The 14,334-nt window shown below is 68.4% G+C and carries 14 protein-coding genes and 1 pseudogene; 7 read left to right on the top strand and 8 right to left on the bottom strand.

The annotated features are described in order from the left end of the window. Nucleotides 1-126: 126 nt before the first annotated feature. The gene (locus KIV56_RS15055) at nt 127-1,569 is read left to right on the top strand and encodes a hypothetical protein (RefSeq protein ID WP_281534079.1); all 1,443 of its coding nucleotides are present in this window, start codon (nt 127-129) and stop codon (nt 1,567-1,569) included. 2 nt (nt 1,570-1,571) lie between these two features. Next, nucleotides 1,572-2,279 carry a hypothetical protein gene (locus KIV56_RS15050; RefSeq protein WP_281534078.1) on the top strand — a complete coding sequence of 236 codons (708 nt, stop codon included), beginning with the start codon at nt 1,572-1,574 and terminating at the stop codon, nt 2,277-2,279. A gap of 116 nt (nt 2,280-2,395) precedes the next feature. Here KIV56_RS15050 and KIV56_RS15045 read toward each other — a convergent pair whose 3' ends face one another. From KIV56_RS15045 to KIV56_RS15030, 4 genes are all read right to left on the bottom strand, one after another. Then, complete coding sequence (locus KIV56_RS15045) at nt 2,396-2,716, bottom strand: metal-sensitive transcriptional regulator (protein ID WP_281534077.1); 321 nt, start codon at nt 2,714-2,716, stop codon at nt 2,396-2,398. A gap of 1 nt (nt 2,717) precedes the next feature. Then, the gene (locus KIV56_RS15040; RefSeq protein ID WP_281534076.1) at nt 2,718-3,020 is read right to left on the bottom strand and encodes a rhodanese-like domain-containing protein; all 303 of its coding nucleotides are present in this window, start codon (nt 3,018-3,020) and stop codon (nt 2,718-2,720) included. Further along, on the bottom strand, nt 3,017-4,798 hold the full coding sequence (locus KIV56_RS15035; RefSeq protein WP_281534075.1) for an FAD-dependent oxidoreductase: 1,782 nt from the start codon (nt 4,796-4,798) through the stop codon (nt 3,017-3,019). Before KIV56_RS15035 ends, KIV56_RS15040 begins: the two co-directional genes overlap by 4 nt. A gap of 83 nt (nt 4,799-4,881) precedes the next feature. Next, nucleotides 4,882-5,553 carry a hypothetical protein gene (locus KIV56_RS15030; protein ID WP_281534074.1) on the bottom strand — a complete coding sequence of 224 codons (672 nt, stop codon included), beginning with the start codon at nt 5,551-5,553 and terminating at the stop codon, nt 4,882-4,884. Between KIV56_RS15030 and KIV56_RS15025 the strand changes: the two genes are divergently transcribed. Together KIV56_RS15025 and KIV56_RS15020 are read left to right on the top strand one after the other, a co-directional pair. After that, the gene (locus KIV56_RS15025) at nt 5,540-6,196 is read left to right on the top strand and encodes an O-antigen ligase family protein (RefSeq protein ID WP_281534073.1); all 657 of its coding nucleotides are present in this window, start codon (nt 5,540-5,542) and stop codon (nt 6,194-6,196) included. The genes KIV56_RS15030 and KIV56_RS15025 overlap by 14 nt on opposite strands. A 68-nt stretch (nt 6,197-6,264) precedes the next feature. Next, nucleotides 6,265-7,569, top strand: a complete 1,305-nt coding sequence (locus KIV56_RS15020; protein WP_281534072.1) for an O-antigen ligase family protein — start codon at nt 6,265-6,267, stop codon at nt 7,567-7,569. Nucleotides 7,570-7,572: 3 nt separating this feature from the next. Here KIV56_RS15020 and KIV56_RS15015 read toward each other — a convergent pair whose 3' ends face one another. From KIV56_RS15015 to KIV56_RS15000, 4 genes are all read right to left on the bottom strand, one after another. Next, nucleotides 7,573-9,528 carry a DUF7657 domain-containing protein gene (locus KIV56_RS15015; protein WP_281534071.1) on the bottom strand — a complete coding sequence of 652 codons (1,956 nt, stop codon included), beginning with the start codon at nt 9,526-9,528 and terminating at the stop codon, nt 7,573-7,575. 198 nt (nt 9,529-9,726) lie between these two features. Continuing rightward, nucleotides 9,727-10,188: a hypothetical protein gene (locus tag KIV56_RS15010; RefSeq protein ID WP_281534070.1), complete on the bottom strand. Its 462-nt coding sequence runs from the start codon at nt 10,186-10,188 to the stop codon at nt 9,727-9,729. Then, a complete protein-coding gene (locus KIV56_RS15005) occupies nt 10,175-10,726 on the bottom strand; it encodes a glycosyltransferase (protein ID WP_281534069.1) in 552 nt (183 codons plus the stop codon). The genes KIV56_RS15010 and KIV56_RS15005 overlap by 14 nt, the downstream gene beginning before the upstream one ends. Beyond that, nucleotides 10,723-12,057: a lipopolysaccharide biosynthesis protein gene (locus tag KIV56_RS15000; RefSeq protein ID WP_281534068.1), complete on the bottom strand. Its 1,335-nt coding sequence runs from the start codon at nt 12,055-12,057 to the stop codon at nt 10,723-10,725. Before KIV56_RS15000 ends, KIV56_RS15005 begins: the two co-directional genes overlap by 4 nt. A 127-nt stretch (nt 12,058-12,184) precedes the next feature. Between KIV56_RS15000 and KIV56_RS14995 the strand changes: the two genes are divergently transcribed. From KIV56_RS14995 to KIV56_RS14985, 3 genes and pseudogenes are all read left to right on the top strand, one after another. Then, nucleotides 12,185-12,682, top strand: coding sequence for a glycosyltransferase family 2 protein (locus tag KIV56_RS14995; protein ID WP_348648575.1), 498 nt, complete (start codon nt 12,185-12,187; stop codon nt 12,680-12,682). 496 nt (nt 12,683-13,178) lie between these two features. After that, nucleotides 13,179-13,917, top strand: a pseudogene (locus KIV56_RS14990) (glycosyltransferase family 2 protein). Continuing rightward, a complete protein-coding gene (locus KIV56_RS14985) occupies nt 13,914-14,306 on the top strand; it encodes a DUF2304 domain-containing protein (protein WP_281534067.1) in 393 nt (130 codons plus the stop codon). The pseudogene KIV56_RS14990 and the gene KIV56_RS14985 overlap by 4 nt, the downstream one beginning before the upstream one ends. The last annotated feature ends 28 nt before the right edge of the window (nt 14,307-14,334 follow it).

Genomic DNA, 14,334 nt, shown 5'->3' with positions numbered 1-14,334 from the left:
ACTCGGTTGAGTCCAAACTATCAAGGCGCCCACGGATGCCCCGCGACGGCCACTCTTGACACTCGTCACCTTAACCGGTTTAGTGGGGAGTGCTGAACCGGTTAAGTACTCGAAGGAGAGTCACGCATGACGCACAATGCCGTTCGTTTCCGTTCCACCCACCGCCGATCGACGCTCGGCGGCGTCGCCCTCGCGAGCGCGGTCTCGCTGCTGCTGTGGGGAGCGGGCACGGGAGCCGCGGCCGCCCAGCCGGGCCGGCCGGCCGCATCCGCTGCACCAGTCACCGCGACCGCGGTCGACGGCACAACCGCGACCCCGGCTCCCGCCACCGGCCGGCCGCTCACGAACCTGGCGCACCTGAACTTCCTGCTTGACGCGGTTCCGCTCGCGCAGAGCGCCGAGCACACGACCTACCGCCTCGCCGAGCAGCCGACCGCGCAGGCCCCGTGGACCTATGCCAACCGCAACGCCGACGGGAGCTACACCCGCATCGGCGGCGGCTCCCTCGACGCCGGCACCGGCCACTGGAGCCAGGGTGCGTACAACGCCGACGACATCGCCCGCACCGCCGTCGTCTACCTGCGGCATTGGAAGCTCACCGGCGACGCCTCGAGCCGCGACCACGCGGTGCAGACCCTGCGCGCCCTGACCTACCTGCAGACCGCGACCGGCCCGAACGCCGGCAACGTCGTGCTCTGGCAGCAGGCCGACGGCACCCTGACGCCGAGCGCAACGCCCAAGGAGCCTGCCGGATCCGAGCGACTCCGCGGAGTCGTACTGGGTCGCCCGCACCCTCTGGGCCCTCGGCGAGGGCTACGCGGCCTTTGCGGGAACCGGCGCCGGCGCAGACCCGGCCTTCGCCGCCTTCCTCCAGGACCGGCTGCACCTCAGCCTCGACGCGCTCAACCGGCAGTCCCTCGCCAAGTACGGCACCTTCGACATCGCCGACGGCGTGAAGGTCCCGGCCTGGCTCGTGGCCGGCGGGGCGGATGCCTCAGCAGAGGCCGCCCTCGGCCTCGCCGCCTTCAGCTCGGCCAACCCCGGCGACACCGGGGTGCGCACCGCGCTCACCCGGCTGACCGAGGGCGTCGCCGCGATGTCCTCCGGTTCGCTCACCCAGTGGCCGTTCGGCGCGATCCTGCCGTGGAACAAGTCGCAGTCGCTCTGGCACGCCTGGGGCGGCCTCGCCCCCGCCGCCGTCGCGACGGCCGGGGCCGTGCTCGGCCGGCCCGACCTGTTGAAGGCCGCCGTCGTCGACTCCGCCCAGTTCACCCCGCAGGCTCCTCGCCGCCGGCGGGCCGGACAACGCGTGGAGCCCGACTCCCGGCGAGGCGCAGATCGCCTACGGCGTCGACTCGCGGGTCGAAGGCCTCGTCGCGACCGCGAAGGCCGCGAACGCGCCCGGCCTGCTCGACGTCGCCGCAATCTACGCCGGCTGGTTCTTCGGCGCGAACCGCAGCGGCCTTCCCGCATACAACCCGGCGACAGGCACCGCGATCGACGGCATCGAGCGCGACGGCCGGGTCAACCCGAACTCGGGCGCCGAATCCACGATCCACACCCTGCTGACCATGCTCACCCTCGACGCGAACCCCGGACTCAGGGCCAAGGCGCTCGGAATCGACAAGACCGTCGCGACCGCAGGGCTCAGCGTCGTCGAGGCCGAGGCCGGCACGATCAGCGGCGGCACGGTCGTCACACCTCCCTCGGCCTGGACCGGGGAGGCCAACCTCTCCGGCGGCGCATACGTGAGCCTCACGAAGGGCGGGACGCTCAGCATCCCCGTTCCGGAGAGCGACCAGGCCCGCAATGTGTACCCGATCGTGAACCAGACCGAAGCCCGGTCAGGGAACACAAGCTGGGCATCCGCCCGGGGAGCGCTCGGCAGCACGGCGAACGGCGGGGCGGGGGCGCAGGGAATCACGGATGCCCCCGGCCGCCTGCTGCCGCTCTCACTGTCCCGCACCCTCCCGGCCGGCGCGACCGCCGTCACCGGCACGTCGAGCGGGGCTGCGGCGATCGACGCGCTGCTGCTGCAGCCGCTCGTCTCCACGGTCTCGGTCACCGGACCGGCCGGCGATTCGACGCTGTACGTAAGCACCGCGCGGGAGTCCAGCGTGCGGACCGTGCTCGTGCCGCGCGGGTTCCGGCTCGAGCAGGCCGCGTACGATGCCGCCGGCCGCCCCGTCGCCCACGCGGATGAGCGCGGCAACCCTGCGCGGGCATCCGTCACGGTCGCCCCCGGCGGCTTCACGGTCACGCACCTCGCCCGCCGCTGACGCCGCCCACCCCCTAACCAATTCGACGGACTTTTTGAGTATCCGGCACGTGAGAGCGCGTTTTAAGCGCTTTCCGGGCAAAATCTCCGTCGAATTGGTTAGAGGTGGCGCGATGGTCAGGCGAGGGTGAGGAAGAGTTTCTCGAGCTCGTCGACCGTGAGCGCGTTCGGGGTGTCCGGGTTGTCGATGCAGTCGCGCATCGCGGTCGACACGATCACGAAGCCCGCCTTGTCGAGAGCGCTCGACACCGCGGCGAGTTGGGTCACGACGTCCTTACAGCTGCCGCCGGACTCGACCGCGGCGATCACCGCGCCGAGCTGGCCCTGGGCCCGGCGCAACCGGTTCAGGATCTTCTTCTGGTTCGCGGCGTGCGCAGCCCCCTGCACGGCGCTGGACTGCACGGCGGCACCCGCTACGGCGACAGTTTCAGTAGTCATGTCAGGCCCTTCCGGAAACGGGCAGCCCGGCGCGCTGCCACGCGTCCATGCCGCCGACGACGTTGATCGCATCGATGCCCTGCGCCGCGAGGAAGCCGGTCGCCTGGGCGCTGCGCCCGCCGAGGTGGCACACCACGTAGACGGGTCCCGTGCGCGGCACCTCCTCGAGACGCTGCACGAGCTCGCCGAGCGGGATCAACCGCACTCCCTCGGCGTGGACAGTGTCGTATTCAGACTGTTCGCGCACGTCGACGACGGCGGGGTGGTCGAGCGCGGCGAGTTCCGTGACGGTGATTTCCTTCATGCGAGGATCCTTTCGGTGGCGGGAGTGGGAACTACGGGGGAAACAGGAAGAACAGACGCGACCGCGGCGCGCGGCGATGCGGCGAGCGCCGCGGCCCCCGCCGCCCAGGTTTTGTAGCCACCGTCGAGGTTACGCACCTCTCGTCCGAGCTGGCTGAGCAGCCGCGCGGCGGTGTGCCCGCGCTGCCCGACCTGGCAGTGCACCACGAGCGGCCCGGTCGGCAGGTCGCCGAACCGGTCGCGGAGCTCGTCGAGCGGCACGTTGACCGCCCCCGGGATGCTCCCGGCCGCGAACTCCCCCGCCGTGCGCACGTCGACCAACGTCTCACCCGCGGCGAGCGCCCCCGCCAGTTCGTGCCACTGCAGGCTGCGGGTGGTGCCGGCCGCGAGGTTGTCTGCGACGTAGCCGAGCTGGTTGATCGGGTCCTTCGCCGAACCGTACTGCGGCGCATAGGCGAGCTCGAGCCGGCTGAGGGCGGATGCCGTGAGCCCGCCGGCCATCGCCGTCGCGATGACGTCGATCCGCTTGTCGACCCCGTGACCACCCACGATCTGGGCGCCGAGGATCGCGTCCGTCCCGGCGTCGATGAGGAGCTTGACCGACATCTGCTCGGCCCCGGGGTAGTAGCCGGCGTGGTCGCTGGGGTGGGTGTGCACGACCCGGTGCGCCCGGCCTGCGGACAGCAGGCGCCGTTCGCTCCAGCCGACCATCGCGACGGTCGTGCCGAAAACGCCGACGATCGCGACGCCGAAGGCGGGTTCTGCGGCGACGGCAACCCCGAGAGCACCGGCCGCGCCGTCGCCGGCACTGTCGGCGATGCTGTCCGCGGCGGCTCGGCCATGCCGGTTGGCGAGCCCGGCCATCGCGATCCTGGTCGGCCCACCGCTGATCGCATCGATCTTCTCGGCGCCGTCGCCGACGGCATAGATGAGCGGGTCGCTCGTCCGTTGGGTGTCGTCCACCCAGATCGCACCGCTCTCGCCGATCCGCAGTCCGGCCGCAGCGGCGAGTGAGGTGTCCGGGAGCACTCCGGTCGCCTCGATGATCAGGTCCGCCGCGACATCCGTGTCATCGCTGAGCCGCACGCGGCCGGCGGCTGCGGTCCGCACCGAGGTGTCCACCCGCACGTCCACGCCGTGCGCTCTCAGCACTGCGGCAACCGGGGCCGCCATCTCGGGGTCGAGCGGACCGAGCACCTGGCCGGCGAATTCGACGGCCGTGACGTGCACGCCGCGCAGGACCAGGTTCTCCACCGCTTCGAGGCCGATGAAGCCGGCGCCGATCACGACGGCGGCGACCGTGGCGGAGGGACCGGTGACGGCGGAGCCCGGCCCGGTCGAGCGTGTGAGGAGCGCGGTGATCTGGTCGACGTCGTCGACCGTGCGCAGGGTGTGCACGGGCATCGAGGACCCGGCAGGGAGCACGCTGCGGGTCGTCGCCCCGGCCGCGAGAACCAGACGGTCGTAGCCCTCGGTGGTGACGTTCCCCGTTACCGTGTCCCGCACGCTGACCGTCCGGGCCGTACGGTCGATGCCGGTGACCTCGTGGTCGATGCGCACGTCGAGGCGGAAACGACTCGCGAGTGACTCCGGCGTCTGCAGGAGCAGCGCCGACCGGTCTTCGATGAGGCCGCCCACGTAGTACGGCAACCCGCAGTTCGCGAAGGACACGTAGTGCCCTCGCTCGAATACGATGATTTCCGCCGCTTCGTCGAGCCTGCGCATTCGCGTCGCAGCCGACATACCGCCGGCCACGCCGCCCACAATGAGAATCTTCATGGCTGAACTATACCCCCATGGGTATAAAAATGTCCGCGCGGCTGAAGATTCGGCAGCGGCCGGGCGGTAACCCCGGCAGTACTCTAGGACTCATGCCAGCCGTCCAGAGCCGTTTCGTCGTCCGGTCCTTTGCGACGCTCGTGTTCTTCACCGCCCTCGCCGGTCAATTCTGGCGCAACCTGCTCGGCTGGTGGGGCTTCGGCGCCATTGCGCTCGTGGTGCTCGTCGGCAGCGTGGTGTTGCTCGTGCGCCTGAAGCCGGACTGGGTGTGGTCGAAATTCCCGCGCTCGATCGGCGTCTTCCTCGTGATCACGACGCTGTCCATCGCCTGGTCCTTCTACCCGGGCGCCTCGGCCATCGGCGTCGCCGTGCTCTGGGCCACGACGATCGCCGCGCTCTTCCTCGCCCTCGTGCTCAGCTGGGCCGAACTGCTCCGCACCCTCGCAGCGGCGCTGCGCTGGGTGATCGCCCTCTCGCTGCTCTTCGAGGTGATCGTCGGCGCCTTCGTGCGACAGCCGGTGCTGCCGCTCTGGGTGTCCTACCCCGGCGAGAAGATCCCGGACGCGTTCTACTGGTCCCGCGGCCTGCTCTTCGACGGCGGACCGATCGAGGGCATCGTCGCCAACCGCAACCTGCTCGGCTTCGTCGCACTCCTCGCGGTCATCGTGTTCGCGGTGCAGGCTCGCGGCCCGCACCGTTCGGCGCGGCTGGGGTATCGCCTGGCTCGCTACGGCCGCGCTCGTGCTGGTGCTCACCCGCTCGGCGACGGTCACCCTCGCCGCCTGCTTCGTCGCGATCGTGCTGATCTTCGCTCTGTGGACCCGCCGCCGCGGACCGCAGCGCCGCCGGCCCGTCTATGTCGCCGCCGCCGCTCTCATCGTCGCCGGCGGGGTCGCCCTCGCGACCCTCTCGCCGTGGCTGCTCAGCCTCTTCGGCAAGAGCGAGGACCTCACCGGTCGCCTCGACATCTGGGCGAGCGTCACCGACCTCGCCGCGCAGCGTCCGGCATTCGGCTGGGGCTGGGTCAGCTATTGGGTGCCGTGGGCCGAACCGTTCGCGGGCCTCGCGAGCCGCAAGGGCGTCGTCTACCTGCAGGCGCACAACGCCTGGCTGGACGTCTGGCTCCAGGTCGGCGTGATCGGCCTCCTCGCCTTCCTCGCGATCGTCGCCGGCGCCCTCTGGCGGTCCTGGTTCCTCGCGGTCGACCGCCCGCGCACGACCGTCTCCGACACCGCCCCGTACACCGTCTCCGCCCTGCTCCCGCTGCTCCTGATGGCCGCGCTCATCGCGCAGAGCTTCGCCGAGAGCCGCCTGCTCATCGAATACGGCTGGGTGCTCCTCGTGCTCGTCAGCGTCACCACGAAGAGACAGCAGGCGCTGAACCGGCCGATGCCCTAGGCATCCGGGTGGCCGCCGAACAAGCAGAACCGGGCCGGGCGGATGCCTGCGGGTAGCCTAGGAAGCCCATGAACTCCCGCGAGCACTCCCCCGAACTACCGAGGGCACTCATGCGGCTCTTCCGGGGCCCGCACTTCGCCACGGCCCTGACCCGGGCGACGATCGCGACGGCGTTCGGCGCCGTCTTCCTGCGCGGACTGATCGGCTGGCCCGGCGTGATCGGCGTGCTCGGCGGGCTCGTGGTGCTCGCCGCGTTCTCGCTCGTCGCCCGGAGGAAGCAGATCGAATGGCACGGCCTGCTGCCGATCTCGATCCTGGTGTTCCTCGGCTGGTGCGCCCTGTCCCTGCTCTGGACCGGGTACCCGTTCGCGACGGCGATCGGGCTCGTCTACCAGCTCGCCTTCGCCTTCCTCGCGCTGTACATCGTGCTCGCGCGCAACATGATCCAGATTGTCCGGGCGACCGGCGACGTGCTCCGGCTGCTGCTCGCGACCTCCCTCGCCCTCGAGGTCGTCGCCGGCCTGCTGCTCGATACGCCGATCCGGTTCCTCGACATCCAGGGGCACCTCGACGAACTCGGCCCGATCCAGGGGATCTTCGGTTCCCGCAACGCGCTGGGGTTCGCGGCCCTCATCGCGGGCATCACGTTCGTCATCGAGCTGCGGACCCGGTCCGTGCGGCGCGGGGTGGGAATCGTCTCACTGATCGGGGCGACCGTCTGCCTCCTGCTCACCGGGTCCCCGGTCATTTTCGTCGTCGCGGTCTTCGTCGGCCTCGCCGGACTCGCCCTGACCTGGCTGCGCAACACCCCCCAGCCGCGCCGCCGGCTGCTGCAGTTCGCCCTCCTGGGCGTGACCGTCGTCGCAGGCATCGTGGCGTTCCTCACCCGCGGGGCCATCGTCGAAGCGCTCAACGCCCGCAGCGAGTTCGGTGTGCGCGCCACCCTGTGGCGGGAGATGTGGCGCCTCGTCGGCCTGCATCCGCTCGAGGGTTGGGGCTGGTCCGGCCTGTGGCCAGGCACGGCGACCCCGTACGGCTGGCTCGACTTCAGCACCCGCCGCCACTACGAAACCGGACTGAACGCCTTCCTCGACGTGTACTTCCAGCTCGGACTGATCGGCTTCCTGAGCTTCCTGATCCTCGTCGTGCTCGCCTTCTGGCGGTCCTGGGTGCTCGCCTCCAACAAACGCACCTTCGTCTACGCGTGGGCGCCGCTCGTCCTCGTGGTCCTGATCGTCACGAGCCTCGCAGAAAGCACCGTCCTGGTCGAGGCCGGCTGGCTGCTGCTCCTGATCTGTGCCCTCACGGCGGCCCAGGGCAAGAGTTGGAGGAGCGCCCTGCCGCCCAGGCCCCGCCCACCCGAAGACGACTGACTCTCAGCGGGCAATCACTTCGTAGATCGTCAGGCTGGCCTTCGGAAGATCGAAGCTCTCGATCGCACGAAGGCAGCTGAGGTCCAGGCTGTGGTCGTCGGCAAGAACGTACCCCACGTTCGCCTGGGCGAACGAGGAACACCCATCGAACGTGACCATGATCTGGTCCGCGGCGGGGTTGGATACCGTCGGCTCGCCGGCCCCTGCTTTCCAGTTCACGCCGGCAAGCCGGTTCCACTGGTCGGCGAAGGCTCCACCAGGGTCGATCGCGTCCCAGACAATCCGTGACGGTGCTCCCTGGAAACCGTTGTATGCCCGCACTCCCGATTCGAGCAGGACCGCCGTCGTCAGCCCCCCGCCTACGCCGACCCAGGTCTTCGGCGCGGCGCCATCGGTGACAATGACGCCGTGCGAGACCGCCGTCTCTCGCAGGTCGAGTACGCCCCGGTACAGCGGATTCGTCAGACCGGAACCGGCCACGGTGACGATGAAGAAGGCGATCGCCGCGAGAAGAGGACGACGACGTCCGGCCAGGTAGATTGCGGCCGCCGAAATGAGCGCCCAGAGCCACCAGAGTTGTACCGCCTGAATCATCATGGGCAGGTTGCGCACGGCCACATAACCGATCGCGGCCTGTGACAGGGCGAAAAGGCCGGCGCTCAGGCCAACCACCCAGCGGCTCGCGCGAACGGCATTGTCATCCAGGTAGCGGATCGTGTAGGCGAGCAGTCCCAGGGAAGCGAGCCCCATGCCGATGCGTACCCGGGTTCCCGTGGTCAGGTCCAGGAGCAGGATCCGGGCGAGAGTATCCCAGCCGGGAACGTACATGTAGGCCAGCAGCAGCAGCACAACGCCCGTGAGGCCGATGAGAACCCACGGCAGTGACTTGCGTCGTCGCGCCTGGCGCACGACGATCCAGCCCACGACGGGGATCAGGAAGATTCCGATGTAGAAGAAGGTGGACGCCTCAGACGAGTTCGGGCCCAACAGCCCCGGGCGCTGCGCGTTGAGCGCCTGAGTGAAGGAAGAACCGATGGCGGACACGAAGCTCAGCACATCGTTGCCGCCCGTGGGCGTCGATCTGTGTCCGGGATAGGCCGTGCCGAGAAAGGCCTCGACGGTTGTGATCTTCGTGAGGAGCCAGACTCCCGTGACCATCGAAGCCGCAACGCCCGCGCTGAGAACCGGAACCGTCCTGGCCAACGTCGACCGCCACCGGTTTCCGAGCCCTCGTTGCTCCAGCAGGAGACCCACTGCGAAGAAAATCACGACGAGCACCGCCGGCACGATGAACGGTACGTAGATACCCGTCGCCATCATGACCGTGATGTAGGCGACCACCGCCGCCCACGCCCAGCGCGACCGACGGGAATCTCGTTTGAACGCCCAGACCAGAGCGGTCATCGTGGTCAGTGCCCACACCGCCGGATAGAGAGTCGTCGTCAGGTACCACCATTGGAAGAACGGGCTGAACAGGAACCCGACGGCAAGAAGGCCCGCGACAAGAGGCCTCCTGGGCAGCACGGTGACCACGAAGACATAGGCTGCGGCCGCGAGGGCCAGGCCAGGGAGCCACCACTTGAACGCGATCGCGCGGCCGATGTCCAGGAGCATGAAGCCCCAGAGGTGTGGCCGGAAGGCGACAGTCCAGTCGATCCTGGGCAGGTCCTGCGGCAACGTCGTGTCCATGCCGCCGGGGAAACTCTCATTGATCGTGGGCAACCCCTGCTGGACCGCCGCGATCGCCCAGACGGTTTGCACGTTCCATTCGTCCGAGCGGGTGGCCTGCGGTGTGCCCAGGACCAGGGCGGGGTCCTTGCCGTAGGCGATCTGGCTGTGGAAAACTCCCGAGGAGGTGCCGCTCACATCGAACGCGACAAGGACGATGCCGACGAGCAGCAGGAGGGCTGGGAAGGCGAGCAAGACCCGCATCCGCGGCAGGCCATCGCCGGCGGGCACGGTTGCACTTCGAAACCGGCTGCCGAGGCCACGCGCCCCCGAGTGGCCAGCGACGTACGCTCGCTCTTTTCGCACCGGGAGTCCTCCATAGCTCGTTCGGGGTTCAACACGGCGCGAGGCCGCGACATTCGGCCTGTCCCCGCCGAGTTCCGTCGCCCGTGCAATCAGAGTAGACGAATTCCGTCGGACGCCACGACCTCAGACCGGCTGGACGAGGTCTCGCAAGACGTCCTGGGCACCCCGCCCGAATCGGGAGTACCGACCGGTGCACCATTCGCGCAGCACCGGGACACCCCGCAGCATCCGGGCAGCGGGGAGCACGCTTCGCGCCTGTTCATGAGCACGTTTCTCCGTCACCGCCCGGATCACGTCGGGTGCGGGTTCCGGCACAAGCAGGGGCGCGCGCTCGGCGAGGGCCTCCGCGCGAGCCAGGAGGCGCTCGTTGCGCAGGGTGCGAGGCGCACGCAGTCGTCCGGCGCGACCGTTGATATCGAGGGTCGTGACGCCGATCTGGTTGCCGCCGTGCTGGCGGTAGTCGACGAGCTCCTCATCGAGCAGATCGACTCCCCCGCCGATGGCGGCCGTCATAGCGAGCCATTCGTCGTGCACCCAGGCATCAGGGAAGGGCCGGGACCTCTCGAAGAGGTCACGCCGGAGCATTGTCGTGGCCCCGGTGACGATGTTGCGTCGCAGCAGCAGGCTCGAAGGCTCGGCCCCCATGCTCGACGCGCTTGACGGCATCCGTCACGCCGAGCGTTTGGAACAGGGTGAGACCGAGAGGCTGACCGTCGCCGTCGATGAGGCGTGCATCGCTGTGCAGCAGTGTCAGTGAGGGGCGGCGCTCGAACTCACGGGCCATCCGTTCCAGACGACGCGGATGCCAGCGGTCGTCCTGGTCGCAGAGGGCCAGGAGGTCGCCCGTGCAGGCGCCGAGGGCCTGCTCGAAGTTTGCCACGACACCGAGGCCCACGGGGTTGCGCAGGATCTTCAGTTCGAGCGGAACCCCGGGGTGTCGGGTACGCCAGTCGCCGAACACCCGGCTGACGACCGCAAGTGTGGAATCGTTCGAGGAATCGTCGGACACAACGATCTCGGCGGGGGGCTCACTCTGCTCGAGCACGCTGACGAGCTGCTCTTCGATGAACGCGGAACCATTGAACGTGCACAGGGCTACCGAGACGCTCAATGAGGAACTCACTGGAGAGGACCGGTCGAGGCCGTTTCGGGACGTGCGGAGTCGACGTGCCCAGGCTCGGCTTCGCCGCCGTCGGCTCGCCCGCCGCTGGAGAGGCGCCACAGGGCGAACAGGTGCACGATGAGGCCCGCGACCGGACCGACCGACAGGGCGAGCGCGGCCTTCGCCTCGAGTCCGACAGGCAGGAACAGCATGGCGACGGCAACGACGGATGCGATGACCCACCCGAACGCATAGCTCCGATGACGCCCCAGGGCCAGGAGGGCAGGGCCAGTGACGCAGAGCGAGCCGATGAACCCGGACGAGACGACCAAAGGAACGAGTGCGACCGTGGACAGCGCGAAGTCCGCACCCATGATCGCAGCGAACACGGTCGTTCCCCACAGCCAGGTCCCCAGGCCGAGCACGAGCATCACTGCGCCGATGATTCCGAACGCACGCCCGATGAGCGGCCACGGGCTGGCCGTCATGCCCGTGAAGCGGGTGACGAGGTAGCTCTGCAGGGCCATCATGGGCACGAGGATCGGAGCACGGGTGATCGTGATGGCGAAGATGAGCGCACCGAGCAGCGCCTTGTCCCCCTGCGCCGCGAAGAACGCGAGTACCAGCGGGAAACCATTGATGATGATGGCCGTGGCCGAGGCGGCGAGCATCGTCTGGGCAGAGTTCGCGATCAGGCGTCCGTACCCGAGCGGCGAAGCCGAGAAGCGGATGAGCGAGCGTGGCGAGGCAAGGAAGACCAGCCCCAGCGACACCGGGAAGGGCAGCACAACCGCCCAGGCGAGGGCCGCCGTGTTCCCGCCGACCGCGAGCACGCCGACGACGGCGAGCAGCCGTACAACGCCGTCGATGGCGATGATGGCCGCCAGGTGTCGCCACAGGTGCGCACCCGCCAGCACGCCACTTATGGTCGCAACGACGGCGTTCGCGGCGGCTCCGAGAGACATCTGCACGATGAGGTCCGTGTTTCCCGTCCCGAGCGTGAGCGGGGCCCACCACAATCCCGACAGGAAGACGACGACGCAGACGACGACTGCCGCAGCGCCGGCGAACACCCAGAGGGAGCTGCGCTGCACCCGGCCGGGAGTCGCCTGATGGAGATCCGCAGCGGTCGCGCGGGTGGTTTCCTGTTGGATTCCGAAGAGCACGCCAACGAAGAGGAACAGTCCTGACCAGAACACGCCGAAGACCGCGTAGTCGGTCGTGCCGAGCGTCTTGCCGACGAGAGCCATGACGAGAAAGCCGCTGGCACCCGAGAGCCCGGTCGCCGCCAGCACCCAGAGGACCGACGGACCACGCTTCGCTTGAGCGACACTGGTGTGCGCGTCTTTCATCCGCTTCCTCTTTTCCAGCTGCCCCGGCAGCGTCCACGGCCTGACTAGACTGTCTGAGGAACTGCCCCGGTGGCACGAGAGCGTGGGTCACCGGCAAATATCGAAGCCGTTAGAGAGTCTAGTCAGAATGCCAGGTATGCACCCGCTCGATCGATCCGAGACGGGTTTGCACACACTCGACTTGATGATGCCCTTCTATGGGGATCCCGCCTTGTTCCGTCTCGCGGTGCAAAGCGTTCTCGACCAGGACGACCCACGGTGGAGACTCGTGGTGATCGACGACCTCTACCCAGAAACCGGACCGGGCGAATGGGTGATCGGGCTTGACGAGCCGCGCATCACCTACATCCGGAACGAGGTGAACCTGGGTGTGAGCGGCAACTTCCGGAAGTGCACCGAACTCGCCACGGCCGAATTCACGACCATCGTCGGATGTGACGATCTCCTTCGACCCAACTATGTCTCGAGAATCCACCAGGCTCCTGGACGATTTTCCCGACGCCGATTTCGTGCAGCCGGGCGTGAGCGTCATGGACGCGTCGGGTCACGACACGTTGCCGCTCGCAGACCGGGTCAAGGGTTGGTATCGCCCGAACGTCGCCGGGGCCACCGCGCTCTCCGGTGAACCGCTCGCTGCGAGCCTGCTTGCCGGCGCCTGGACCTACTTCCCATCCATCGCCTGGCGCACGGCCCGTCTCAGACGACACGGGTTTCGCACCGACCTCGACGTCGCGCTGGACCTGGCATTGATGATCGACATCGTGGCGACCGGGGGCAGGCTCGTGCTTGATGACGTGCCCAGTTTCCAGTACCGACGCCACTTGGGGAGCGTCTCCTCGTGGAAGGCCAACGACGGTTCGCGTTTTCTTGAAGAGAGCGGCTTCTTCGCGGAGTGCGCACAACGGATGACCGCACTCCACTGGTCGAAAGCCGCACGCATCGCCAGGCGTCACCTGTCGTCGCGTCTCAACGCGCTGACCCGCCTGCCGTCGTCGATCGGGGCCGGAGACAGGAACGGCACCGCCCTGTTGCTTCGACACGTCATCGGTCGGGCAACACCCAGGCTCCGCACCTATTGCATACAACAATTCCAAGGGGCCCCTATGATCCGCGCAGAAAATATGCCTTCGATTCTGGGGCGCACGCTCATCGTCATGCCCGCATTCAATGAGGAAGAAGCCGTCGGAGATGTGGTCAGGGAGGTCTACGCGACACTTCCCGGCGTTCACATCCTTGTTGTGAACGACGGGTCCAGCGACGAAACGACCGCCGTCGCCCGGGCGGCGGGCGCGACCGTAGCAGAGCCCCCCGGTGAACCTCGGAGTAGGCGGCGCGATGCGACTCGGCTTCAAGTACGCAATCGATCACGGCTGGGAGAACGTCGTTCAGATTGACTCCGATGGCCAGCACGACCCGGCGAACGTACTCTCCCTTCTCGAACAGCTCGACTCGGCCGACCTGGTGATCGGCGCCCGGTTCGCCGGAACCGGCGACTACTCGGCAAGCGGTCCCCGCCGCTGGGCGATGCGATTCCTTGCCGCCATCCTGAGCCGCACCGCACGGACGACGCTGACGGACACGACGTCCGGCTTCAAGGCCACGGGGCCTCGCGCCGTCCGGCTCTTCGCCTCGCACTACCCCGCAGAATACCTCGGCGACACGATCGAGGCCCTCGTCATAGCGGCTCGTGCCGGCTGCACCATCGTTCAAGTGCCCGTGTCGATGCGAGAACGGGCCGGCGGCCAGCCGTCGCACAACCCGATCCGCAGTGCCGCCTACCTCGGGCGCGCCTTCGTCGCCCTGTGTTTCGCCCTGATCCGCCCGTCATATTCCCTCGAACCGAAAGCCCGCCCCGCATGAGCATCTCCACCTATTTCTTCGGGATTCTTGTCGCGGTGGCGACCCTCGTCGTCGTCGTCGAGATGCTCCGTCGGCGCCGCCTGCGCGAACGGCACGCCGTCTGGTGGGTCATCGCCGGCCTGTTGGCACTGATCGTGAGCGTCTTTCCCAGCGTCCTGTACTGGGCGGCGAACTCGCTGGGCTTCGGGGTTCCCTCCAACCTCGTCTTCTTCGTGTGCATCACCGTGCTGTTCCTGGTCTGCATCCAGCACAGCGTCGAGCTCACAGACCTCGAGACGAAGACTCGCACCCTGACCGAGATGTCGGCGCTGCAGGACCTCAGAATCCGCGATCTGGAGTCGCGGGCCACGGGCACTGGTGTGAATGCCGAACAGGAACCGCGGGTTTGACCTGACCAGGACACCCTGGCGTCTGTCT

This window comes from Cryobacterium breve (genome assembly GCF_027594785.1).
GTDB classification, from domain to species: Bacteria; Actinomycetota; Actinomycetes; order Actinomycetales; family Microbacteriaceae; genus Cryobacterium; species Cryobacterium breve_A.
This window is presented reverse-complemented; position numbering and strand designations above follow the sequence as displayed.

Coding starts and splice junctions, on each gene's coding strand:
- KIV56_RS15055 (WP_281534079.1), top strand. CDS start 127: ATGACGCACAATGCCGTTCGTTTCCGTTCCACCCACCGCCGATCGACG.
- KIV56_RS15050 (WP_281534078.1), top strand. CDS start 1,572: ATGCTCACCCTCGACGCGAACCCCGGACTCAGGGCCAAGGCGCTCGGA.
- KIV56_RS15045 (WP_281534077.1), bottom strand. CDS start 2,716: ATGACTACTGAAACTGTCGCCGTAGCGGGTGCCGCCGTGCAGTCCAGC.
- KIV56_RS15040 (WP_281534076.1), bottom strand. CDS start 3,020: ATGAAGGAAATCACCGTCACGGAACTCGCCGCGCTCGACCACCCCGCC.
- KIV56_RS15035 (WP_281534075.1), bottom strand. CDS start 4,798: ATGAAGATTCTCATTGTGGGCGGCGTGGCCGGCGGTATGTCGGCTGCG.
- KIV56_RS15020 (WP_281534072.1), top strand. CDS start 6,265: ATGAACTCCCGCGAGCACTCCCCCGAACTACCGAGGGCACTCATGCGG.
- KIV56_RS15010 (WP_281534070.1), bottom strand. CDS start 10,188: ATGCTCCGGCGTGACCTCTTCGAGAGGTCCCGGCCCTTCCCTGATGCC.
- KIV56_RS15000 (WP_281534068.1), bottom strand. CDS start 12,057: ATGAAAGACGCGCACACCAGTGTCGCTCAAGCGAAGCGTGGTCCGTCG.
- KIV56_RS14995 (WP_348648575.1), top strand. CDS start 12,185: ATGCCAGGTATGCACCCGCTCGATCGATCCGAGACGGGTTTGCACACA.
- KIV56_RS14985 (WP_281534067.1), top strand. CDS start 13,914: ATGAGCATCTCCACCTATTTCTTCGGGATTCTTGTCGCGGTGGCGACC.